This is a genomic window from Streptomyces sp. NPDC086787, from assembly GCF_044745865.1.
Taxonomy (GTDB): Bacteria; Actinomycetota; Actinomycetes; order Streptomycetales; family Streptomycetaceae; genus Streptomyces.
In genome coordinates this window covers 116,227-136,426 of the sequence record NZ_JBIVBC010000002.1, presented here as the reverse complement: position 1 = coordinate 136,426, position 20,200 = coordinate 116,227, and the positions used below count along the sequence as shown (strand labels likewise).

General features: G+C 70.5%; 20 protein-coding genes, 2 tRNA genes, 1 pseudogene and 1 riboswitch. Of the genes and pseudogenes, 12 read left to right on the top strand and 11 right to left on the bottom strand.

Annotated elements, in window-relative coordinates:
- Nucleotides 1–114: 114 nt before the first annotated feature.
- A tRNA-Pro gene (locus ACIPK3_RS06765) sits at nucleotides 115–188 on the bottom strand.
- Nucleotides 189–229: 41 nt separating this feature from the next.
- Entirely contained in the window at nucleotides 230–1,657 is a 1,428-nt protein-coding gene (locus tag ACIPK3_RS06760; protein WP_402566986.1) for an MFS transporter, read from the bottom strand.
- 184 nt (nucleotides 1,658–1,841) lie between these two features.
- On the opposite strand from ACIPK3_RS06760, the gene ACIPK3_RS06755 reads away from it, so the two are divergent.
- A complete protein-coding gene (locus ACIPK3_RS06755; RefSeq protein ID WP_402566985.1) occupies nucleotides 1,842–2,420 on the top strand; it encodes a TetR/AcrR family transcriptional regulator in 579 nt (192 codons plus the stop codon).
- A 6-nt stretch (nucleotides 2,421–2,426) separates the two neighbouring features.
- On the opposite strand, the gene ACIPK3_RS06750 is transcribed toward ACIPK3_RS06755, so the two are convergent.
- A complete protein-coding gene (locus ACIPK3_RS06750; protein WP_402566984.1) occupies nucleotides 2,427–2,945 on the bottom strand; it encodes a hypothetical protein in 519 nt (172 codons plus the stop codon).
- 143 nt (nucleotides 2,946–3,088) lie between these two features.
- Between ACIPK3_RS06750 and ACIPK3_RS06745 the strand changes: the two genes are divergently transcribed.
- Entirely contained in the window at nucleotides 3,089–3,433 is a 345-nt protein-coding gene (locus ACIPK3_RS06745; RefSeq protein WP_402566983.1) for a cupin domain-containing protein, read from the top strand.
- Here the strand turns inward: ACIPK3_RS06745 and ACIPK3_RS06740 are convergent.
- Nucleotides 3,423–4,460, bottom strand: a complete 1,038-nt coding sequence (locus tag ACIPK3_RS06740; RefSeq protein ID WP_402566982.1) for a LacI family DNA-binding transcriptional regulator — start codon at nucleotides 4,458–4,460, stop codon at nucleotides 3,423–3,425. The two genes, ACIPK3_RS06745 and ACIPK3_RS06740, sit on opposite strands and share 11 nt — an antisense overlap.
- 141 nt (nucleotides 4,461–4,601) lie before the next feature.
- Here ACIPK3_RS06740 and ACIPK3_RS06735 point away from each other — a divergent pair, with 141 nt between their 5' ends.
- The 3 genes and pseudogenes from ACIPK3_RS06735 to ACIPK3_RS06725 all read left to right on the top strand — a co-directional run bounded on the left by ACIPK3_RS06735 (nucleotide 4,602) and on the right by ACIPK3_RS06725 (nucleotide 7,054).
- On the top strand, nucleotides 4,602–5,780 hold the full coding sequence (locus ACIPK3_RS06735) for a Gfo/Idh/MocA family protein (RefSeq protein WP_402567810.1): 1,179 nt from the start codon (nucleotides 4,602–4,604) through the stop codon (nucleotides 5,778–5,780).
- Nucleotides 5,781–5,806: 26 nt separating this feature from the next.
- Nucleotides 5,807–5,953, top strand: a pseudogene (locus ACIPK3_RS06730) (SDR family NAD(P)-dependent oxidoreductase); the annotation flags it as partial.
- Nucleotides 5,954–6,049: 96 nt separating this feature from the next.
- Entirely contained in the window at nucleotides 6,050–7,054 is a 1,005-nt protein-coding gene (locus tag ACIPK3_RS06725) for a Gfo/Idh/MocA family oxidoreductase (protein ID WP_402566981.1), read from the top strand.
- 27 nt (nucleotides 7,055–7,081) lie between these two features.
- Here ACIPK3_RS06725 and ACIPK3_RS06720 read toward each other — a convergent pair whose 3' ends face one another.
- The 6 genes from ACIPK3_RS06720 to ACIPK3_RS06695 all read right to left on the bottom strand — a co-directional run bounded on the left by ACIPK3_RS06720 (nucleotide 7,082) and on the right by ACIPK3_RS06695 (nucleotide 12,689).
- Nucleotides 7,082–7,354 carry a hypothetical protein gene (locus ACIPK3_RS06720; RefSeq protein ID WP_402566980.1) on the bottom strand — a complete coding sequence of 91 codons (273 nt, stop codon included), beginning with the start codon at nucleotides 7,352–7,354 and terminating at the stop codon, nucleotides 7,082–7,084.
- 30 nt (nucleotides 7,355–7,384) lie between these two features.
- Nucleotides 7,385–8,638: a serine hydrolase domain-containing protein gene (locus ACIPK3_RS06715; protein ID WP_402566979.1), complete on the bottom strand. Its 1,254-nt coding sequence runs from the start codon at nucleotides 8,636–8,638 to the stop codon at nucleotides 7,385–7,387.
- A 152-nt stretch (nucleotides 8,639–8,790) separates the two neighbouring features.
- Nucleotides 8,791–9,693, bottom strand: a complete 903-nt coding sequence (locus ACIPK3_RS06710) for a sugar phosphate isomerase/epimerase family protein (protein WP_402566978.1) — start codon at nucleotides 9,691–9,693, stop codon at nucleotides 8,791–8,793.
- A 2-nt stretch (nucleotides 9,694–9,695) separates the two neighbouring features.
- Nucleotides 9,696–10,589, bottom strand: a complete 894-nt coding sequence (locus tag ACIPK3_RS06705) for an ATP-binding cassette domain-containing protein (protein WP_402566977.1) — start codon at nucleotides 10,587–10,589, stop codon at nucleotides 9,696–9,698.
- 4 nt (nucleotides 10,590–10,593) lie between these two features.
- Nucleotides 10,594–11,670 (bottom strand): ABC transporter permease, encoded by a 1,077-nt coding sequence (locus tag ACIPK3_RS06700; protein WP_402566976.1) that lies wholly within the window; start codon nucleotides 11,668–11,670, stop codon nucleotides 10,594–10,596.
- On the bottom strand, nucleotides 11,670–12,689 hold the full coding sequence (locus ACIPK3_RS06695) for a sugar ABC transporter substrate-binding protein (RefSeq protein WP_402566975.1): 1,020 nt from the start codon (nucleotides 12,687–12,689) through the stop codon (nucleotides 11,670–11,672). Before ACIPK3_RS06695 ends, ACIPK3_RS06700 begins: the two co-directional genes overlap by 1 nt.
- A gap of 342 nt (nucleotides 12,690–13,031) precedes the next feature.
- On the opposite strand from ACIPK3_RS06695, the gene ACIPK3_RS06690 reads away from it, so the two are divergent.
- The 5 genes from ACIPK3_RS06690 to thiD all read left to right on the top strand — a co-directional run bounded on the left by ACIPK3_RS06690 (nucleotide 13,032) and on the right by thiD (nucleotide 18,436).
- Nucleotides 13,032–14,324: an ABC transporter substrate-binding protein gene (locus tag ACIPK3_RS06690; RefSeq protein WP_402566974.1), complete on the top strand. Its 1,293-nt coding sequence runs from the start codon at nucleotides 13,032–13,034 to the stop codon at nucleotides 14,322–14,324.
- Nucleotides 14,325–14,332: 8 nt separating this feature from the next.
- A complete protein-coding gene (locus tag ACIPK3_RS06685; protein WP_402566973.1) occupies nucleotides 14,333–15,268 on the top strand; it encodes a carbohydrate ABC transporter permease in 936 nt (311 codons plus the stop codon).
- Nucleotides 15,265–16,125: a carbohydrate ABC transporter permease gene (locus tag ACIPK3_RS06680; protein WP_402566972.1), complete on the top strand. Its 861-nt coding sequence runs from the start codon at nucleotides 15,265–15,267 to the stop codon at nucleotides 16,123–16,125. Before ACIPK3_RS06685 ends, ACIPK3_RS06680 begins: the two co-directional genes overlap by 4 nt.
- Before the next feature lie 39 nt (nucleotides 16,126–16,164).
- Nucleotides 16,165–16,257: riboswitch (TPP riboswitch) on the top strand.
- Nucleotides 16,248–17,642 (top strand): purine-cytosine permease family protein, encoded by a 1,395-nt coding sequence (locus ACIPK3_RS06675; RefSeq protein ID WP_402566971.1) that lies wholly within the window; start codon nucleotides 16,248–16,250, stop codon nucleotides 17,640–17,642. Its footprint overlaps the riboswitch before it by 10 nt.
- On the top strand, nucleotides 17,639–18,436 hold the full coding sequence (gene thiD, locus ACIPK3_RS06670) for a bifunctional hydroxymethylpyrimidine kinase/phosphomethylpyrimidine kinase (RefSeq protein ID WP_402566970.1): 798 nt from the start codon (nucleotides 17,639–17,641) through the stop codon (nucleotides 18,434–18,436). Before ACIPK3_RS06675 ends, thiD begins: the two co-directional genes overlap by 4 nt.
- Nucleotides 18,437–18,683: 247 nt before the next feature.
- Here thiD and ACIPK3_RS06665 read toward each other — a convergent pair.
- Nucleotides 18,684–18,757, bottom strand: a tRNA-Pro gene (locus ACIPK3_RS06665).
- 104 nt (nucleotides 18,758–18,861) lie between these two features.
- Between ACIPK3_RS06665 and ACIPK3_RS06660 the strand changes: the two genes are divergently transcribed.
- Both ACIPK3_RS06660 and cobF read left to right on the top strand, forming a co-directional pair.
- Nucleotides 18,862–19,380: a DUF309 domain-containing protein gene (locus ACIPK3_RS06660; RefSeq protein WP_402566969.1), complete on the top strand. Its 519-nt coding sequence runs from the start codon at nucleotides 18,862–18,864 to the stop codon at nucleotides 19,378–19,380.
- Nucleotides 19,381–19,422: 42 nt separating this feature from the next.
- Nucleotides 19,423–20,196: a precorrin-6A synthase (deacetylating) gene (gene cobF / locus ACIPK3_RS06655; protein WP_402566968.1), complete on the top strand. Its 774-nt coding sequence runs from the start codon at nucleotides 19,423–19,425 to the stop codon at nucleotides 20,194–20,196.
- Nucleotides 20,197–20,200: the final 4 nt, after the last annotated feature.

Sequence of the window (20,200 nt, the reverse complement as noted above, 5' to 3'; positions counted from 1 at the left end):
GCCCACCCCCGCGCCACCACCCCCGCGCCACCACCGCCCGACAGTGTTGCCGCACACAAAAAAGGACGTTCCCTCACGGATGAGAGAACGTCCTCCGACCTGCGAAACGCAGAGTCGGGACGACAGGATTTGAACCTGCGACCCCTTGACCCCCAGTCAAGTGCGCTACCAAGCTGCGCCACGTCCCGGTGCGTTCCCACCCGTTTCCGGATGATCGCGCAGGTCAACCCTACCGCACGCGTACGGGTACTGCTGCCGGACGTCGGGTGACGGGACCGGTGGGTCGGTCGGTGTGGCGGACCGGGACGAGCAGGGCGGCAGCGGCGGCCGCCAGGCAGAGCAGTGCCAGCAGGGTGAAGCCGTGGGTGTAGCCGGAGGCGTAGGGCAGTCCGCCCGGCTGGAGCCGCCCGGTGACCAGGACGCTGGTGAGCGCGGCGCCGATGGAGCCGCCGATGGTACGGATGTTGGCGTTCATGCCGGTGGCGGCGCCGGTCTGCTCGGGCGGGACACTGCCCACGATGAGGTTGGCCATGGAGGCGAAGGCGAGTCCGATGCCGAGGCCGAACACACCGGAGACGACAGCGATGTGCCAGCGTTCGTCGTGCCACAGCACGAGGAAGCCGAGGGCGAGCGCGCCGAACGCGGCGCCACTGGCCAGCTGGACCTTGGCGTTGACGACCGCCGCCAGACGGCCGCCGAGCACTCCGGACAGGAACATCGCGACGAGCATGGGCAGCATCAGCAGTCCGGACTCGGTGACGCTCGCGCCGAAGCCGTAGCCGGCGGCGCCGGGCGTCTGCACGAAGCCGGGGAGGAAGGACCAGATCGCGTACATGCCCGCACCGAAGAGCAGGGCGGCGAGGTTGGTGGTCCACACCGCGGGCAGCCGCATGACCCGCAGGTCGATGAGCGGGCTGCTGGAGCGGGCCTCGGCCGTGAGCCATACGGCGAACAGCACGGCGGCGGCCACGAACAGACCGAGCACCCCGGCCGAGCCCCAGCCCCACCGTCCGGCCTGGCTGAGCGGCAGGAGCAGGGCGACGAGCCAGGCCGACAGCAGTACGGCGCCGCGCCAGCTGACGCTGCCCCGGGCCCGGTTGGGCGAGTCGGGCACATAGCGGAGGGCGATCAGCACGGTCACGGCGACGATGCCGACCGGGATCCAGAAGAGCCAGCGGTAGTCGAGCGCGGAGACGATGGGCCCGGCGGCCACCATGCCGACGCCGCCGCCGGCCGCGATCACGGCGGACAGGTTGCTGATGCTGCGGCTCACGTCGGCCGGGGCGAACTCGTCGCGGATGACGCCGAAGGACAGCGGGAACAGGGCGCCACCTGTGCCCTGGACGACCCGGGCGACGATCAGGACGCCGATGTTCGGAGCGAGCGCGGCGATCAGGCAGCCGGCCAGTACGGCCAGGAGGACCGCGACCAGGGTGCGCTTGCGGCCGTGGAGGTCGCCGATCCGGCCGAGGATCGGGGTGAAGACCGAGGCGGACAGCAGATAGGCAGTCATCACCCAGGTCGCGGTGGACTGGGAGGTGTGCATGGCGTGCTGGACGGTCGGCAGGGCCGGCGCGATCAGCGACTGAAGCATGGAGAACACGCCCGCACCGGTCGCGAGGACCGCGAAGGTGAGACGGGTGGAGCTGCGGGGCATGGCTGAGCCTCTCCGGATCGGAGCGGAAGGTACTGCGGGAATCACTGCGGGAAGTACTGCGGGAGGCGGGCACGCCACGGGCTGCCCGAAGGGATCGCACCCCACACTGCTAAAGTGGAGGCACTCCTCCACCATAGCGGAGGCCACCCTCCGGTTCAACCGGTTCCCGTCCCGGGAGGCACCAGTGACGGCCCAGCGACTCCCCGTCGGCGAGATCGTCGCGGCCCGGCGACCGCTCCGCAGGGACGCCGCACGCAACTACGACGCCCTGCTCACGGCCGCCCGCGAGGTGTTCGCGGAGCACGGAGCTGAGGCCTCCCTGGAGGAGGTCGCGCGCCGCGCGGGCGTCGGCATCGCCACCCTGTACCGGAACTTCCCCACCCGCCGCGACCTCTTCGAGAGCCTCTACGCCGACGAGGTGAACGCCCTGGTCCGGGTCGCCGCCGAGGTCGGCGGACTGCCGCCGTGGGAGGCGCTGACCTCCTGGCTGGACCGGTTCGCGAGCTACATGGTCACCAAGCGGGCGGTGCGGGAGGCCCTCAACGACGAGTCGGAGATCTTCCAGGCCTGCCGGGAGTCGATGTACGGCGCCGGGGAGCCGCTGCTGGAGCGGGCGCAGCGGGCGGGTGCGGCACGCACCGACATGAACTTCACCGACCTGCTGCGGATGGTCGCCGGCATCACCGCGACCTCGTTCGACGACGACGCCCAGCGTGACCGTGTGCTGGCGATCGCCCTGGACGGGGTGCGCACCGGCCGCTGACGTCGTCTACTTGATGAGCGCGTTCGCCACGACCACCACGAGGCCGAGCAGCGCGTCCACCAGGCCGATCAGCAGTGCGGCGGGCCAGTTCCGGGCCGCCGAGCGGGCCGTGATCACCCCCAGGACGAACAGGATGGCCATGTTCAGCCCGAAGGCCGGATATTCGACGCCGTTCGCGGGCAGCCATCCCCAGCCGGCCGCGGCGAGCAGCGCGACCGACGGCAGCACGGCGGCGACCAGCGGCCATTCGTCGGCCAGGTCACGCAGCACGTCCCAGCGGCGGTGCTGCCCGCGTTCGGCGATGTAGTGGGCGTAGCCGTGCGCGAGGGCGGAGGCGAACCCGGTGAACAGCACCCACAGGGCGTCGTAGCGGCGGGCGGCCGGCGTGGAGTGGCCGAACTCGGTGAGGGCGGCGACCATCGAGCTGGCCAGGACGGCGCCGTACACCCCGCCGAAGAGGATGACCTCACGGGAGTCGTGCCGGTGCGGCGCGCGGGCGGGAGCGGCAACCGTCGAGTCAGCCATGCTCACCACGATCGGCCGGGCGGGGCCGTGCCGCCACCCGGCCTGAGCCACCTGGTGCGGGCGACGAAGTGTCCTCTCACCGGCCCGGATGCCGCACACCCTGTCGACGGCGCGGCGGCGGATGATCTCGCTAGGGTCGGCCCATGACGCACAGCTTCGCTCTCCACATCCCCGACGCCGAACTCGAACCCGAGCCGCTCGACCCGGCGCAGATCGTCTCCGGAACACCCGAGGTGACCGGAAAGGTGGTCTGGGAGTCGGCGGACGGCAAGCAGATCCGCGGCATCTGGCAGATCACCCCGGGCGTGGTCACCGACACCGAGGCGGACGAGATGTTCGTCGTGATCAGTGGTACGGCGACGATCGAGGTCGAGGGCGGGCCGACGCTGGAGGTGGGGCCGGGGGATCTGGCCGTGCTGCGGGAGGGCGACCGTACGACGTGGACGGTGCGCGAGACGCTGCGCAAGGTGTACGCGATCAATCTGTGAGGCCGGGGGGCGCCGCGCTGGTGCCCCTGACCTCCAGTGTCGGTACGGCGAGGTGGACCCGGCCGGCTTCCCGGGGCCGGTGCGCTCCCCCGGGTGCTTCGAGACGGTCGAGGAGACAGCGGGCGGCGCGGCGGCCCACCTCGTACGGCGCCGTGTCGACCGTCGTCAGCCAGACGTGCCGCAGCCGGGCGATGCTGGTGTTGTCGTAACCGGTCACCGACACGTCCCGGGGCACCCGCAGCCCGAGTTCCTCGGCCGCCGACAGCGCGCCGACGGAGGCGATGTCGTTGACGGCGAGCAGCGCGGTGGGCCGGTCCGGGCGGCTGAGCAGCCGCACGGTGGCGCGGTAGCCGCCCTCCTCGGTCATGTCGCTGGGCTCGACCAGCGCCTCGGCCGCCCCGGCGGCGAGTCCGTGCTCCCGCAGCGCCGACTCGAAGCCGCGTCTGCGCAGTTCACCCACCGCACCGTACCCCGCGATGTGCGCGATACGGCGGTGGCCGAGCCCGATGAGGTGCTCGGTGACGAGGCGTGCGCCGGTCTCGTCGTCCGCCGCGACGATGTCCACGCCCGGCAGTTCCGGCTCGCGTGTGCCCGCGACGACGACCGGGATCCGCTCGGCGACCGGGCCGAGGACGCCCGGGTCGGGCAGCGTGCCGACCGCCACCAGCCCGTCGACGCCCAGGTCCAGGAAGGGCCCGGCGAGGTCGTCGCCGGTACGGCGGTTGAGGCGGGCGTCGGCGAGCAGCATGTGCAGGCCGTTGTCGCGCAGCAGTGAGTTGAGGCCGTCGAGGAGGTCGACGTACCAGGGGTTGCGCAGGTCGTTGAGGAGGACGCCGACGGTGCGGGTTCGCTGCTCGCTCAGGCTGCGCGCGGCCGCGTTGGTCCGGTAGCCGAGCTCGCGCACGGCCCGCAGCACGGCGTCCCGCTTCTCGGGGCGCACCTGGCCGGAGCCGCGCAGCACCAGCGACACCAGCGACTTGGACACCCCTGCCTGTTCGGCCACGTCGCGGATCGTCGGCTGTCTCATGACATGGACCGTTCCATGCCAGGAGAAGGTTGTCAAAGGCTCCGGGAACACCTGCCGAGGGTCTTGACAGGCGGGTTCAAGCCTTCCAGTGTGGCGTGGACAGGAAATGGACCGGTCCAAAGAGGGGCTGTCATGGCTGTCATGGTGGACGCGTTGGACGCGCCGGACGCGTACGGTGTGGCCGTCGTCGGTTTCGGCTGGATGGGCCGGGTGCACGCCGAGGCGTACGCCCGGGTCACGCACCACTATCCGGGACTGGCGCTGCGGCCCCGCCTGGTGACAGTCGCCGACCCGGTGCCCGGCCGGGCGGAGGAGGCGGCGGCACGGTTCGGGTTCGCCGGGGCGACCCGTGACTGGCGTGAGGTCGCCGCGGATCCGGCGGTGCGGGCGGTCAGCATCACCGTGCCGAACTTCCTGCACCGGGAGGTCGGCGTCGCGATGGCCGAGGCCGGTAAGCACATCTGGATCGAGAAGCCGGTGGGGCTGACGTCGGAGGACGCCCGCACGGTGGCCGACGCGGTCGACGCGGCCGGGGTACGGGGTGCGGTCGGCTTCAACTACCGCAACGCGCCGGCCGTGGAGGCCGCCCGCGACCTGATCGCCGCCGGTGACATCGGCGCGGTGACCCATGTGCGCGTCCGGCTGTTCAGCGACTACGCCGCGCATCCCGACGCCGCCCTCACCTGGCGGTACGAGCGCGGGCGGGGCGGCAGCGGGGTGCTGGGCGATCTGGCGTCGCACGGCGTGGACCTGGCGTGGTTCCTGCTGGGCGACATCGCCTCGCTGAGCGCCGACACGGCGGTCTTCGTGCCCGAGCGGGCCCGTCCCTCCGGCGCGACCGAGGGGCACACACGCGCGCCGGGCGGCGAACGCGGCCCCGTCGAGAACGACGACTACGTCAGCTGTCTGCTGCGCTTCGCCTCCGGTGCCCGGGGCGTGCTGGAGGCCTGCCGGGTGTCGGTCGGCGAGCAGAACAACTACGGCTTCGAGGTGCACGGCTCCCGCGGCGCGGTGTCCTGGGACTTCCGCCGGATGAACGAGCTGGCCGTCAGCCGCGGCGGCGTCTACCAGGACCAGCCCGTCAGCACGGTGTACGTCGGCCCCGCCGACGGCGAGTTCGCGGCGTTCCAGCCGGGCGCCGCCAACGCGATGGGCTACGACGACCTGAAGGTGATCGAGGCGTACCGCTTCCTGCGCTCGATCGCCGAGGACCGCCCGTACGGCACGACCCTCACGGACGCCGTGCGCAGCGCCGTGGCACTCGACGCCATGGCGTTGTCGGCGCGGTCCGGTACCTGGGTCGACGTACCGACGCCGTGACCCTCGAGCCGAAGGAGCCGGCAGACGTGGGACTTCTCGACGACAAGGTCGTCCTGGTCAACGGTGGCACCCAGGGGGTGGGCGCCGCCGTCGCGCGGGCCGCGGTCCGTGAGGGCGCCACGGTGGCCGTCACCGGGCGGCGCCCCGAGCCGGGTGAGGCGCTGGTCGCCCAGAACGTCCTGGGCGGTCTCGACTGACCGACCACCCCCAGCCCATCCGCCACCCACCCTCGCCCACCCTCGCTCACCCTTCCAGGAGTTGCGGTCCTCATGCGTATCGGAATCCTCGGCCTCGGCCGTATCGGCGCCTTCCACGCCGAGACCCTGTCCAAGCTGGACGCCGTCGAGTCCCTCGTCGTCGCCGACCCCGTCGCGGACGCCGCCAGGTCCGCGGCGCAGCGGTACGGCGCGCAGGTGGCGGACTCGCCGGAGGCGGTGCTGGCCGCCGGCGTGGACGGTCTGGTGGTGGCGGCGGCCACCGACGCCCACCCGGCGCTGATCCGCGCCGGGGTCGCGGCCGGTGTGCCCGTCTTCTGCGAGAAGCCCGTCGCCCGCACCATGGCCGAGGGTGTCGAGGTGCTCCATGCGGTCCGGGGCAGTGGGGTGCCGATCCAGATCGGCTACAACCGCCGCTTCGACGCGGGGTTCGCCGCCGCGCGCGCCGTGGTGCGGGGCGGCGAGCTGGGCGCGCTGCACACGGTCCGCTCGACGACCCTGGACCCGGCGCCGCCGCCCGCCGCGTATGTCGCCGCCTCCGGCGGCATCTTCCGGGACTGCTCCGTGCACGACTTCGACATCATCCGCTGGGTGACCGGCCGCGAGGTGACCGAGGTGTACGCGGTGGGCGGCAACCGGGGCGCCGCCCACATCAGGGAGGCGGGCGACGCCGACACCACCGGCGCGCTGCTCACCCTGGACGACGGCACCCTCGCCGTGGTGTCCAACAGCCGCCACAACGGCCGGGGGTACGACGTCCGCATGGAGCTGCACGGCTTCGGGGACTCCATCGCCGTCGGCCTGGAGGACCGGCTCCCGCTGCGCTCGGTCGAGCCGGGCGTGACCTTCCCGTCCGGTACCCCGCACGACTTCTTCATGGACCGCTTCGCCGACGCCTATCGCGCCGAACTGACCGCGTTCACCGAGGTCGTCGCCGGTACCCGGCCGTCCCCCTGCACGGTGGAGGACGCCCTGGAGGCGGGCTGGATCGCGGAGGCCTGCACCCTGTCGCTGCGTGAGCACCGGCCGGTGACGATCGCGGAGGTGCGCGGCGCCTGAACCGCGGGGCGGCGGCCCGCCCGGGTATCACAGGCCGTAGCGGATCGCCACCTCGTCCGGGTCGTACGCGTCCCGCGCGGGGTCCCTCGGCACGGCGGGCTGCTCCTCCACCATGTCCGCCGCCCGCACCCGCTCCGGCAGCACACCGAACCGGGCCCGCCGCAGCGTCGACTCGGCGGCGGCCCCCGCCGTCTCCTCGTGAGCTGCGGGCTCCGCCCGCCTCCCCGACTCCTCGTGCGCCATCCCGGCCTCACCCTCCCGGCGCTCACCGTCCCGGTGCTCACGCCCGTCGTCCTTCACATCCCCGTCCCGTCACTGTTCTGAACGTCCTCACCGCGCCGCCGGTTCCGCCGGGAGGTCGAAGACGTGGCCCGGGGAGACGATGCGCGTGATCGCGTCGCCGAGGAGGGTGCTGGGCTCCTGGCCGTCGTGGCCGATGTCGGTGTTGAGAAGCACGACGAGAGTCGCCTTCGCCGACGGGAGGTAGACGGTCAGGGACTCGTAGCCGGGCAGGGAGCCGTTGTGTCCGATCCAGCCCTGCACGTCGAAGATGCCGAGGCCGTAGCCGGCGCCCGGAATGGACGTCGGCGGTGCGGTGAGCCGCTGTTTCTGGGTGGCGGGGCTGATCAGGACGCCGCCGTACGGGAGCCGGCCGGTGGCCACCGTGGACGCCCATACGCGCAGGTCCTCCAGGTCGGAGATCATCGCGCCGGCCGCCCAGCCCCAGGAGGGGTTCCAGTCGGCCGCGTCCTCCACCTTGCCGGTGGCCGTCTGGTCGGTGTAGCCCTGCGCGTGCGGCTCGGGGAACTCGTTGCCCGCCGGGAAGAGGGTGTGGTCGAGGCCGACCGGGTCGAGGATGTTGTCCTTGACGTAGTCCGCGAGCGGTTTGCCGCCGGCCTTCTCGACGACCAGGCCGAGCAGGACGAGGTTGGTGTTGGAGTAGTCGAACCGCTGCCCGGGCGGGAACAGCACGGGGTGCCGGAAGGCGTAGCCGAGCAGTTGGCGCGGGGTGAACGGGCGCTGCGGGTCGGACGTCAGCGCCTTGAAGAAGCCGTCGTCCTCGGAGTAGTTGAAGAGCCCGCTGCGCATCCCGGCGAGCTGGCGCAGCGTGATCCGGTCGCCGTTCGGTACTCCGCCGACGTATCTGTCGATGGTGTCGTCCAGGCCCAGCCTGCCCTGGTCGGCGAGTTGGAGCAGCGCCGTCACCGTGAACGTCTTGGTCTCGCTGCCGATCCGCATGCGGAGGTCCGGGGACATCCGCTGCCCGGTGGCCTTGTCGGCGACGCCGAAGGAGCGCACGTACTGCCCCTTGCCCGGGGCCCACAGCCCGACGGTCACGCCGGGGATGCCGGCCTGCCGCATGACCCGCCGCACGGCCGAGTCGAGCTGCCGGGTCACGGCGGGGGTGAGCGCGCGGACGTCGTCGCCGGAGGCGGGGGGTGACGGTGCGGGCGGGTCGGCGGTCACGGTGGCGGCAGGCGGGTGGGCCACGGCGGCGGCACCGGTGACCGGCGGCGCGACCAGTGTTCCCACCGCGGTGAGGACGACGGCGCATCCGCGCAGTCGTGCCGGGGAGTACGACATGGCTCAACTCCCGGAGGACACTTGCCCCGCCAGTGCCGGGACACTAGGTCAGGATAGGAGTGCTCGCGCGCCGTCGCCCGTCGGGACGGTGACGTGCGGGAGCCCGGCTTCCTTCCGTAACGCGGGTGAAACTGTCCGTGACCGCCGCCGGTTCAGGCTCCGCACGACCTCAGGAACTGCCGGGTGCGTACCGCGATGGGCAGTGGCCGGTCCGGTTCGCACGGGTACATGTCCTGCTCGACGATGGCGAACAGGTCCACGCCGAGCCGCTGGGCGGCTTCCAGCACCGGCTCCAGCTCCGGTACGCCGGACGGGGGTTCGCACATCACGCCACGGGCGACGGCCGGACCGAACGGCACCTCGCCGGCCACGACTTCGGCGAGGATCTCCGGGTCGACCTGCTTCAGGTGCAGATAGCCGATGCGCTCGCCGTAGGTCTCGATGAGCTTGACGCTGTCGCCGCCGCAGTACGCGTAGTGACCGGTGTCGAGGCAGAGCCCGACCAGGTCGGCGTCCGTCGCGTCGAGGAAGCGCTCGACGTGTTCCTCGGTGTCGATGTGGGTGTCGGCGTGCGGGTGGACGACGATGTCGAGGCCGTATGTCTCCCGCACCTCGCGGCCGAGGCGTTCCATGCCCCGGGTGAGGTGGGTCCACTGCTCGGTGGTCAGCTCCGGCGGTTCGAGGATCTCGGCGGTCTTGTCGTCGCGCCAGAAGGAGGGGATCACCACCAGGTGCTTCGCCCCCGTCGCCCGGGTCAGCGCGGCGACCTGGCCGACGTGTTCCCAGGTGGACTCCCAGACGGCGGGGCCACGGTGGAGGCCGGTGAAGACGGTTCCCGCCGACACCCTGAGGTCACGCCTGGCGATCTCGTCGGTGAGGCGGGCGGGGTCGGTGGGGAGATAGCCGTAGGGGCCCAGTTCGATCCAGGAGTAGCCGGCCTCGGCCACCTCGTCCAGGAAGCGTTCCCACGGCACCTGCCCGGGGTCGTCGGGGAACCAGACCCCCCAGGAGTCGGGGGCGGAGCCCACCCGGATGCGGTCGAGGGCGTTCGCCATGGTCAGGAGGTCCCTTCGGAGTGGGTCGCCACGGGCGCGGTGAGGTCGTCCGCCTCCGGGAGTTCGTCCACGTCGACGCCGCGGACCTGCGCCAGTTCGTGCTTGAGGGCCGCGAGTTCGACACCGCCGGCCATGTGGTTGGTCAGCTCCTCCAGGCTCACCTCGCTGCGGTCGGCGGACAGTTCGAGGGTGCCGAGGCGCAGCACGCTGAAGTGGTCGCCGACCATGTAGGCGTGGTGCGGGTTGTGGGTGATGAAGATGACGCCGAGGCCGCGTTCGCGGGCGGCGGCGATGTACTTCAGCACGACACCGGACTGCTTGACCCCGAGCGCGGCGGTCGGCTCGTCCAGGATCAGTACGCGGGCGCCGAAGTGGACGGCGCGGGCGATGGCCACGCACTGGCGCTGGCCGCCGGACAGGGTGCCGATGGGCTGTTCCATGTCGTCCAGGACGATGCCCATCTCGCGGAGTTCCTCGTCCGCGGTCCGCTTCATGCGGGCGATGTCGAGTCGGCGCACCGGCCAGGGGCCCTTGGTCAGCTCGGAGCCGAGGAAGAAGTTGCGCCACACCGGCATCAGGGGGACGGTGGCCAGGTCCTGGTAGACGGTGGCGATGCCCTTGTCGAGAGCCTGGCGCGGGCTGGAGAACCGCACCGGTTCGCCGTCGACCAGGAAGACTCCCTCGGTGTGCTGGTGCAGCCCGGAGACGATTTTGATCAGGGTGGACTTGCCGGCGCCGTTGTCGCCGAGGACGCAGGTCACCTTGCCCGCGTGGACCGCGAGGTCGACGCCGTGCAGGGCGCGGATGTTGCCGTAGGACTTGCCCGCGCCGCGCAGTTCCACGAGGGGGCGCTCGGGGCGGTCGGTCTGGTGGGCGCCGGTTCCGTTGGTGGTCATGCGGTCACCTCCGGGTCGCCGTGCGGCTGACCCACAGATTGATGAGGACGGCGCCGAGCAGCATCACGCCGAGGAATGCCTTGAACCAGTCGGGGTTCCAGCCCGCGTAGACGATGCCCTGGTTCACCATGCCGAACATGAAGGCGCCGAAGACCGGGCCGATCGCGGAGCCGTAGCCGCCGGTGAGCAGACAACCTCCGATGACGGCCGCGGCGATGTAGATCAGCTCCTGGCCGACGCCTTCCCCGGACTGCACGGTGTTGAAGGAGAACAGGTTGTGCATGCCGATGAACCAGGCGCCGAAGCCGACGGTCATGAACAGGGTGATCTTGGTGAACTTCACCGGGACACCGACGGCACGGGCGCTGTCCTTGTTGCCGCCGACGGCGAAGATCCAGTTGCCGTACTTGGTGCGCAGCAGGACCCAGGTGGCGATGGCGGCGAAGACGAGCCACCACACGACGGTGATCTTCACCTCGACGCCGCCGACGTCGAAGGAGGAGGCGAAGATCTGCCGGGCCTGGTCGAAGCCGTCCATGTCGCTGATGTCGTCGGTCGCCACGTTGCCGGTGATCAGCTTGGTGACGGCCAGGTTCACGCCTTGCAGGATCAGGAAGGTGCCGAGGGTGACCAGAAAGCTCGGCAGGCCGGTCTTCACCACCATCCAGCCGTTGAACGCGCCGATCGCCAGGGAGAGGACCAGGGCGGCGATGACGCCCACCCACACGTTCATGGTCAGCTGGTAGCTGAGCATGCTCGCGGTGAGCGCCGAGGTGATCACGGCGACGCCCGCGGACAGGTCGAACTCGCCGCCGATCATCAGCAGGGCCACCGGCAGGGCCATGATGCCGATGGTCGAGGACTGGTAGAGCACCGTCGCCATCGAGCTGCCCTGGCGGACCGTCGGCGCGGCGATGAGGAAGAAGACGAGAACGGCCAGGGCGCCGAGGAAGACGCCGACCTCGGGCCGGGCCAGCAGCCGCAGCACCAGGGGGCGCCGGGTGGTGCGGCCGTCGGCCTTCCGGTGGCCGGGGGCCGGGGGTGCGGTCACCGAAGGCCCGCCCTGCTGGGTCATGCTCATCACCGGGTGCCCTTCGCGGCGAACTCGGCGACCTTGTCGACGTTGGACTTGTCGACGAAGGCCGGGCCGGTCAGCACGGGCTGCTCGCCGCCGCCGCTGTAGTTGCCGTTGTACTTGTAGAGCCACAGGGAGTCGACCGCCAGGTAGCCCTGGAGGTACGGCTGCTGGTCCACCGCGAACTGGATCGTGCCCTTGGAGATGGCGCTGGTCAGTGCCTTGTTGAGGTCGAAGGTGGCGACCTTGGCCTTGCTGCCCGCGTCGTCCACCGACTGGACCGCCGTCAGCGCGTAGGGGGCGCCGAGGGTGACGACGTAGTCGATGTCCTTGTCCTGCTTCAGCTTGGCGGTGATGGTCGACTTCACCGACGGCATGTCGGTGCCGTTCACGTACAGGGTCTCAGTCGTGCCGGAGAACGTCTTCTTCACTCCGTCGCAGCGCTGGGTGAGGCCGACGTTGCCCTGCTCCTGGATCACACAGGCGACCTTCTTGGCGCCGCTCTGGTTCAGCCGCTTGCCGAGTGCCTCGCCCGCCACGGTCTCGTCCTGGCCGAAGAACTCCCGCAGGCCCAGCTTCTGCCAGTCGCTCACACCGGAGTTGAGGCCGACGACCGGTATGTTCGCCGCGTTCGCCTTGGCGACGACGTCCTTCATGGCGTCGGGCTTGGCGAGGGTGATGGCGATGCCGTCCACTTTCTGGTCGATCGCGTTCTGCACCAGGTTGGCCTGGTTGCCCGCGTTCGGGTCGGCGGAGTAGATGAGCTTGATGTTGTCCTTGGCGGCGGCTGCCTCGGCACCCTTGCGGACGATGTCCCAGAAGGTGTCGCCGGGTGACTGGTGGGTGATCAGCGCGACGGTCATGCGCGGGGTGGTGGCCTTGCCCGCGGCGGCGTTCGCCCCGCCCTCCTCGGCCTTCTTTCCGCCGGAGCTGCTGGAACAGCCGGCGAGTACGAGCGCGGCAGCCGCGGCGGCGGCCACCACGGAGGCCGACATGCGGGAGCGGGAGTGCGAAGTGCGGTCCATCTTTCCGGCACCTCCGGGTCGTGTGCAGTGTGCTGGGACGGGATCCAAGTCCTCGCCACGCCCTCTGTCAATACTTTGTTAAGACATCATTTCACGAACAGGTCCGAATGTAAGCACAAATGAGCGCCGACGCAGCTCGACCCCGGCCGCCGGAGTCGATCTCTACCCGATCGGCGCGGACGTACCCCAAACCCGATCGATGTTGATTTCTGAGCGAAGGTATTGACGCCCCATAGGAGATAGAGCTGTTATTACGCCAACCTGTTCGGTCGAGTTGGTTTCTGATCGGTTTCGAGACCGAACCCGCCCGAACCCTGCCTGACTGGAGCTGCCATGCGCCACATGCCTTCCGTCCCGGGTCCCAGCCGTCGCTCCCTGCTACGCGGAGCCGGCGGAGCAGCCGTGCTCGCCGGCGCCGGGATACCCCTGCTGTCCGCCTGCGGCGGCGGCGCCTCGTCCGACCCGAAGACCGTCACGCTCGGCTCCAACGCGTCCGACGCGGTGCCGAAGAAGGCCCTGGCGGACGTCTACGCGGCGTTCAAGAAGCAGTCCGGCCTCACGGTCGACGTGAACACCAAGGACCACAACACGTTCCAGGAGCAGATCAACTCCTATCTGCAGGGCACGCCGGACGACGTGTTCAACTGGTTCGCCGGGTACCGCATGCAGTTCTTCGCGGCCAAGAAGCTGGCCACCCCGGTGGACGACGTGTGGAAGAAGATCGGCGACAACTTCCCCGACGCCATGAAGAAGCTCAGCAAGGGCGCCGACGGCAAGTACTACTTCGTGCCGCTGACCACGTACCCGTGGGCGGTCTTCTACCGCAGGAGCGTGTTCCGGCAGTACGGCTACCAGGTGCCCGCCACCTGGGACCAACTGGTCGCCCTGTGCAAGCGGATGAAGAAGGACGGCCTGGTGCCGATCGCCTTCGGCGACAAGGACGCCTGGCCCGCGATGGGCACCTTCGACCAGATCGACTTCCGCTTGAACGGGTACGACTTCCACGTCGAGCTGATGGCGGGCAAGGCGTCCTGGACCGACGCCAAGGTGAGGGCCGTGTTCGACCACTGGGCCGAGATCCTCCCCTACCACCAGGACGGCTTCATGGGCCGCACCTGGCAGGACGCGGCGCAGTCCCTGGTGTCCAAGAAGGCGGGCATGTATCTGCTGGGCTCCTTCGTGGCCCAGCAGTTCACCGACAAGGCCGCCCTGGACGACCTCGACTTCTTCCCCTTCCCGGAGATCAACTCCGTGTACGGCCAGGAAACCGTGGAGGCGCCCACCGACGGCTTCATGCTCAGCAAGGCGCCCAGGAACCACGAGGGCGCGACGAAGCTGATGACATATCTGGGCACGCCGCAGGCCGAGGAGACCTACCTCAAGGCCGACCCCAGCGTCGTCGCCGCCTCCACCGAGGCCGGCACCTCCGGGTACTCGGCGCTCCAGAAGAAGGCGTTCGACATGATCAGCGGTGCCAAGAGCCTCACCCAGTTCATGGACCGCGACTCCCGGCCGGACTTCACCTCGACGGTGATGCAGCCAGGACTCCAGAAGTTCCTCCAGAACCCCAAGGGCGTGGACGGCCTGCTGTCTTCGATAGAGCGCCAGAAGACGCAGATCTTCGCGTCCTCGTGAGCCGCCGCGTGACCACCGAGAGGACCACGAAGTCCCCGCGCGCCGCACGGAGCCACCGGCGCCTGCTCACCCGCCGCGACCGGTTCACGCTCGCCCTGATGGCAGGTGTGCCCACCGTCCTGCACGTGCTACTGGTCTGGGTCGCCGCCCTGGCCTCCGTCGCACTCGCCTTCACCACCTGGGACGGCATCGGGTTCGACTCCATCAAGTGGGTGGGCCTCGACAACTTCCGGCAGCTCTTCGCGGACAACCCGCAGTTCTGGCCTGCGGTCCAGCACAACCTCATCTGGTTCGTCGTGCTCATCCTGATCCCGACCCCGCTCGGGCTGTTCCTCGCCGTCCAGTTGGACAAGGGGATCCGCTTCAGCCGCGTCTACCAGACGGCGTTCTTCCTGCCCGTCGTCATCTCGATGGCCTGCATCGGCTTCGTCTGGCAACTCGTCTACAACCCCGACACGGGCCTGATCAACAGCCTCATCGGGGCCAACAGGCCCGGCCACTACGTCGACTGGATCGGCGACCCGGACCTGAACCTCTGGGCCGTCCTCGTCGCCGCCTCATGGCGGCACACCGGGTACATGATGATCCTCTATCTGGCCGGTCTGAAGAGCGTGGACCCGTCGCTGCGCGAGGCGGCGGCACTGGACGGCGCGAACGAGTGGCAGACGTTCAGGAGCGTCATCTTCCCGACGCTGCGCCCCACCAACACGATCGTCCTGGTCGTCACCATCATCGAGGCGCTGCGCGCCTTCGACCTGGTCTTCGTCTTCAACAAGGGTTCCCAGGGCACCGAGTTGCTGTCGATCCTGGTCACCAACAACATCATCGGCGAGTCCAGCCGCATCGGCTACGGCTCAGCGATCGCGGTGGTCCTGCTGGTCATCTCGCTCGTCGTGATCATCCCGTACCTGGTGACCACCTTCCGGAAGGAGCGGCGACCGTGAGCGCGCCCGTCCGTCCCGCCCGTGTCGTACTGCACGTCTTCCTGTCCGCGACGGCGCTGGCCTGGCTCGCCCCGCTGCTGTGGGCGGTCTTCTCCGCGCTGCGCCCGTACGGCGAGACCAGCGACAGGGGCTACGTGTCCTGGCCGGACACCCTGAACCTCGACAACTTCACGAACGCGTTCGAGCAGTCGGACATGGCCCACTACTTCGGCACCACGCTGCTGATCGCGGTGCCCGCCGTGCTGCTCACGCTGTTCCTGTCGTCGCTGGTCGCCTTCTACGTCAGCCGTTTCGACTTCCGTCTCAACCTGGCGCTGCTCCTGGTCTTCACGGCGGGCAACCTGCTCCCCCAGCAGGTGATCATCACACCGCTCTACCGGATGTACCTGCTCACCGACCTGCCCGGGATCACGGAGAGCGGCAAGCTGTACGACTCCGCGCTCGGCCTCGTCCTGATCCATGTGGCGTTCCAGTCCGGGTTCTGCGCCTTCGTGCTGAGCAACTACATGCGCTCCCTGCCGCACGAGCTGACCGAGGCGGCCCTGGTGGACGGTGCCTCGGTGTGGCGGCTGTACTGGCAGATCACGCTGCCGCTGTGCAAGCCGGCGATGGCGGCGCTGGCCACCCTGCTGTCGATCTGGATCTACAACGACTTCTTCTGGGCCCTGGTGCTGATCTCGACCGGCGAGAAGATGCCGATCACCTCGGCCCTGAACAACCTCTCCGGCCAGTACTTCACGGACCCCAACCTGGTCGCCGCCGGAGCACTGCTCACCGCGATCCCCACGCTGATCGTGTACTTCGTGCTCCAGCGGCAGTTCGTCAGCGGTCTGACCCTGGGGGCCGCCAAGGGTTGATGGTCATGGTGGCGGACGGCTCGGGTTACTCTTGCCGCCGTACCGGACACGGGGTGCCCCGCGAGGGCTGAGATCACACCCGTTGAACCTGAACCAGTTCGTACTGGCGGAGGGATGTCACCATGCCATTCGGGCGTGTTTCCAGCGGGCTGCCCACGGGCGGCGGCAGAGCCGTCTTCGACGGACGGATGCCCACGGCTCCCGGTGACCTGAGAGTCGAGGGACACGGCATCGAGCCCGTCCCGCAGGACAACCGCTACGGCGGCGCGGGTCGGCTGTTCACCGTGTGGTTCGCGCCGAACCTGACGATGACCGGCGTGTTCACCGGAACCCTCGGCATCGTGTTCGGCCTCGACTTCGCCACCGCTCTCGCCGCGGTGGTGCTCGGCACCGTGATCGGCGCGGTGCCCACCGCCTACCTCGGCACCTGGGGCAGCCGCACCGGCGCCGGGCAGCTGCCGCTCGCCCGGCTCGCCTTCGGACGCGCGGTGGCACTGCCCGGGGTGCTCCAGTGGGCGTCTTCGGTGGCCTGGGACGCGCTCATCGGCCTGTTCGGCGGGGATGCGCTCGCCCAGCTGTGCGGCTGGCCGTTCTGGCTCGGGGTAATGGTCATGATGCTGGGGCAGGGCGCCCTCGGGGTCCTCGGCTACGAGGCGATCCACCGGCTCCAGATCCTCATGACGTTCGTACTGGCCGCCGCCTTCGCGCTGATCGCGATACGGATGGCGGGCGACGTCCACGTCGTCACTTCGGGCAGCGCGCACGGCGCCGATCGGGCGGGCGCGTTCGTGCTGACCAGCACCGTCGCGTTGAGCCTGACCCTGTCCTGGGCGCCGTACGCAAGCGACTTCAGCCGCTATCTGCCCCGCACCACCTCCCGCTCCCGGATGTTCTGGTACACACTGCTCGGTCTCGTGGCGTCCTTCCTGGCCGTCCAGATCCTGGGCCTGTGGGGTGCCTCGGTGCTCACCGACCAGACGGCCGCGGGCGTGGACCAGCTGCTGGGCGGGGGTGTCCCGGGCTCGCTCGGACTGCTCGCCGTGGCGCTGGCCGCGCTGTGCAGCAACGCCATGAACGACTACAGCGGCTCCCTGGCCCTCCAGACCATCGGGGTGCGTCTGCCCCGCCCCGCGGCCGCCGCCCTCGCCGCGGCGCTCGGTTTCCCGCTGGTGCTGTGGATGCACGCGGCCGACACCACCGCCCGCTTCCAGAACGTCCTCCTGTTCGTCGGGTACTGGATCCCCGGGTTCGTGGCGATCGTGGTGGTCGACTGGCTGGTACGGCGCGAACCGGTGACGGACCTCGCGGCCGCGACGGCCGGCCCGCGGCGGGCCTGGCCCCCGCTGCTGGCGTTCGTCGGCGCATTCGCCGCCGCGGTGCCCTTCATGGACACGGGTCTGTACGTCGGACCCGTCGCCGACGCGCTGCACGGCGCCGATCTCTCGTACTACGTCGCGTTCCTGGTGGCTCTCGCCGTGTACGCCCCGCTGCGCCTCCAGGAGGAGAAGAACGCATGACTCCGCCCCCTTGCGTCCTCACGATCGCAGGGTCGGACTCCGGCGGTGGCGCCGGAATCCAGGCCGACCTGAAGACCATGCTGGCGCTCGGCGCGCACGGGATGAGCGTGGTCACCGCGGTCACCGCGCAGAACTCCGTGGGTGTGCAGGGTGCCTGGGAGCTGCCCGTGGAGGCGGTGCGCGCCCAGTACCGCAGCGTCGTCGACGACATCGGCGTCCAGGCCGTGAAGACCGGCATGCTCGCCTCCCCCGCGCTGGTCACCGCCGTGGCCGAACTGCTCGCGGACGCCGGGGTACCGGTCGTCGTGGACCCGGTGAGCGTGTCCAAGCACGGGGACCGACTGCTCGCCGACGACGCCCTGGACGCCGTGCGCACCCGGCTGCTCCCCCGTGCGACCGTCACCACGCCGAACCTGGACGAGGTGGCCGAGCTGACCGGCATCACGGTGACCGGCGAACAGGGCATGCGGGACGCCGCCGACCGGCTGCTGTCGTACGGCCCCGCGTGGGTGCTGGTGAAGGGCGGGCATCTGCCCGGCGACGCCGTGGACCTGCTGACCGACGGCCGCGAGGAGCACTGGCTGCGCGCCGAGCGCCAGGACAACCGCCACACCCACGGCACGGGCTGCACCCTGGCCTCGGCCGTGGCGGTCGGACTGGCCCGGGGACTCACGGTGCCGGAGGCGGTCCGCCGGGCCAAGGACTACGTCACGGGAGCCATCGCGGCGGGCTTCGCACTGGGCGCCGGGATCGGTCCGGTGGACCACGGGTGGCAGCTGCGGTCACGCGACTGAGCCTGTGCTAGAACCGGCTCCGGGTGAATGACCAGCTTCTCGAACTCCACCAGCCGCGCCCGGTCACGGAGTTGCGGCGACGCCGTCGGCTCGAAGTACTGTTCGGCGCAGACGTTCCAGTGCCGGGCGACGCTGAACGCGGCGAGCCACACCTTGGAGGCGCATCGCTTCGGGGCGTGTTGCGCGAAAACGGCGAGGGGCCGCTTCGGATGGTTCCGAAGCGGCCCCTCGCCTGCGTTCCCGCAAGTCGGGACGACAGGATTTGAACCTGCGACCCCTTGACCCCCAGTCAAGTGCGCTACCAAGCTGCGCCACGTCCCGATGCGTTCACACACGGTGACCCGGGTGATCGCGCGCACCACTTTACCCCACTCGCCGGGGTGGACCGAAGCAGGGCACCGGGGCGGCGATGGACAATCGGGAGCATGGGCAGCACAGACGCGGAGTCGCGGGACCGGGACAGTGCGGGGCGGGCGCGGAACGCGCGCCCGCGGGACGGGCTCGGCAGGCCGCTGCCGTACGGCGCCGAGGGGGTGGCCCGGCAGCCCGAGGGGGTCGTGCGCACCCCGGAGGAGACGGTCCGCGAGGCACAGGAGCTGCTGGACTCCGGCAGGCCCTTCCACGCGCACGAGGTGTTCGAGGACGCCTGGAAGTCACGGCCCGGCGAGGAGCGCACGCTGTGGCGGGGGCTGGCCCAGCTGGCTGTCGGGCTCACCCACGCGGCCCGGGGCAACGTGACCGGAGGCGCGCGGCTGCTGCGGCGGGGCGCGGGGGCCGTGGAGGAGTGGGCGGCGGAGTGCGGCGACAGCCTGCCGCACGGAATGGACCTCGCCGGGCTGGCGGACTGGGCGCGCGTCCTGGCGGACGACGTGGAGCGGGACGGCGCCGGTGCCGTCGAGGCCCGGGAGCGGGCACCGCGGCTGCGCGGACACGGGGCGTCGTAGCCCGGAGCACCCGCTGTCAGTGGCATGGGGCAGACTCGGGACGTGCGAAAGATTCATGTCATCGGCATCGGGGCGGGCGACCCCGACCAGCTGACGCTTCAGGCGGTCAGGGCGCTGCGCGCCACCGACGTGTTCTTCATTCTCGAAAAGGGCGAGGCGAAGAGCGATCTGACCAGGCTGCGCCGGGACATGCTGGACACACACATACCGGACGGGTCGTACCGGCTGGTGGAGGCCCGCGACCCGGAGCGGGACCGGGCCGCGGGCGGCGCGGCCTACTCCCCCGCCGTCGACGACTGGCGCAACGCCCGGGCCGGCATCTACGAGCGGCTGATCGCCGAGGAGCTCGGGGCGGACGAGAGCGGGGCGTTCCTGGTGTGGGGGGACCCGTCGCTGTACGACAGCACCCTCGGGATCCTGGAGGAGGTGCTCGCGCGGGGCGCGGTGACCTTCGAGTACGACGTGGTGCCGGGCGTCAGCAGTGTCTCGGCGCTCGTCGCCCGGCACCGCACGGGGCTGAACCGGGTGGCCCGGCCGGTACAGATCACCACGGGGCGGCGGCTGGCCGAGGGGTTCCCGGCGGGCGTGGACGACGTCGTGGTGATGCTCGACGCGCACCAGGCCTTCCGGCGGTACGCCGACCAGGACATCGACATCTACTGGGGCGCGTACATCGGCACTCCGGACGAGATCCTGGTCTCCGGTCCGATCGCCGAGGCCGGTCCGGAGATCGAGCGGGTGCGGGCCGAGGCGCGCGAGCGCAAGGGCTGGATCATGGACACGTATCTACTGCGCAGACACCCGAAGGACGACTGACCGG

Coding starts and splice junctions, on each gene's coding strand:
- ACIPK3_RS06750 (WP_402566984.1), bottom strand. CDS start 2,945: ATGGCTGACTCGACGGTTGCCGCTCCCGCCCGCGCGCCGCACCGGCAC.
- ACIPK3_RS06740 (WP_402566982.1), bottom strand. CDS start 4,460: ATGAGACAGCCGACGATCCGCGACGTGGCCGAACAGGCAGGGGTGTCC.
- ACIPK3_RS06710 (WP_402566978.1), bottom strand. CDS start 9,693: ATGGCGAACGCCCTCGACCGCATCCGGGTGGGCTCCGCCCCCGACTCC.
- ACIPK3_RS06745 (WP_402566983.1), top strand. CDS start 3,089: ATGACGCACAGCTTCGCTCTCCACATCCCCGACGCCGAACTCGAACCC.
- ACIPK3_RS06725 (WP_402566981.1), top strand. CDS start 6,050: ATGCGTATCGGAATCCTCGGCCTCGGCCGTATCGGCGCCTTCCACGCC.
- ACIPK3_RS06690 (WP_402566974.1), top strand. CDS start 13,032: ATGCCTTCCGTCCCGGGTCCCAGCCGTCGCTCCCTGCTACGCGGAGCC.
- ACIPK3_RS06760 (WP_402566986.1), bottom strand. CDS start 1,657: ATGCCCCGCAGCTCCACCCGTCTCACCTTCGCGGTCCTCGCGACCGGT.
- ACIPK3_RS06705 (WP_402566977.1), bottom strand. CDS start 10,589: ATGACCACCAACGGAACCGGCGCCCACCAGACCGACCGCCCCGAGCGC.
- ACIPK3_RS06695 (WP_402566975.1), bottom strand. CDS start 12,689: ATGGACCGCACTTCGCACTCCCGCTCCCGCATGTCGGCCTCCGTGGTG.
- ACIPK3_RS06660 (WP_402566969.1), top strand. CDS start 18,862: ATGGGCAGCACAGACGCGGAGTCGCGGGACCGGGACAGTGCGGGGCGG.
- ACIPK3_RS06735 (WP_402567810.1), top strand. CDS start 4,602: ATGGTGGACGCGTTGGACGCGCCGGACGCGTACGGTGTGGCCGTCGTC.
- ACIPK3_RS06715 (WP_402566979.1), bottom strand. CDS start 8,638: ATGTCGTACTCCCCGGCACGACTGCGCGGATGCGCCGTCGTCCTCACC.
- ACIPK3_RS06675 (WP_402566971.1), top strand. CDS start 16,248: ATGCCATTCGGGCGTGTTTCCAGCGGGCTGCCCACGGGCGGCGGCAGA.
- ACIPK3_RS06700 (WP_402566976.1), bottom strand. CDS start 11,670: ATGAGCATGACCCAGCAGGGCGGGCCTTCGGTGACCGCACCCCCGGCC.
- thiD (WP_402566970.1), top strand. CDS start 17,639: ATGACTCCGCCCCCTTGCGTCCTCACGATCGCAGGGTCGGACTCCGGC.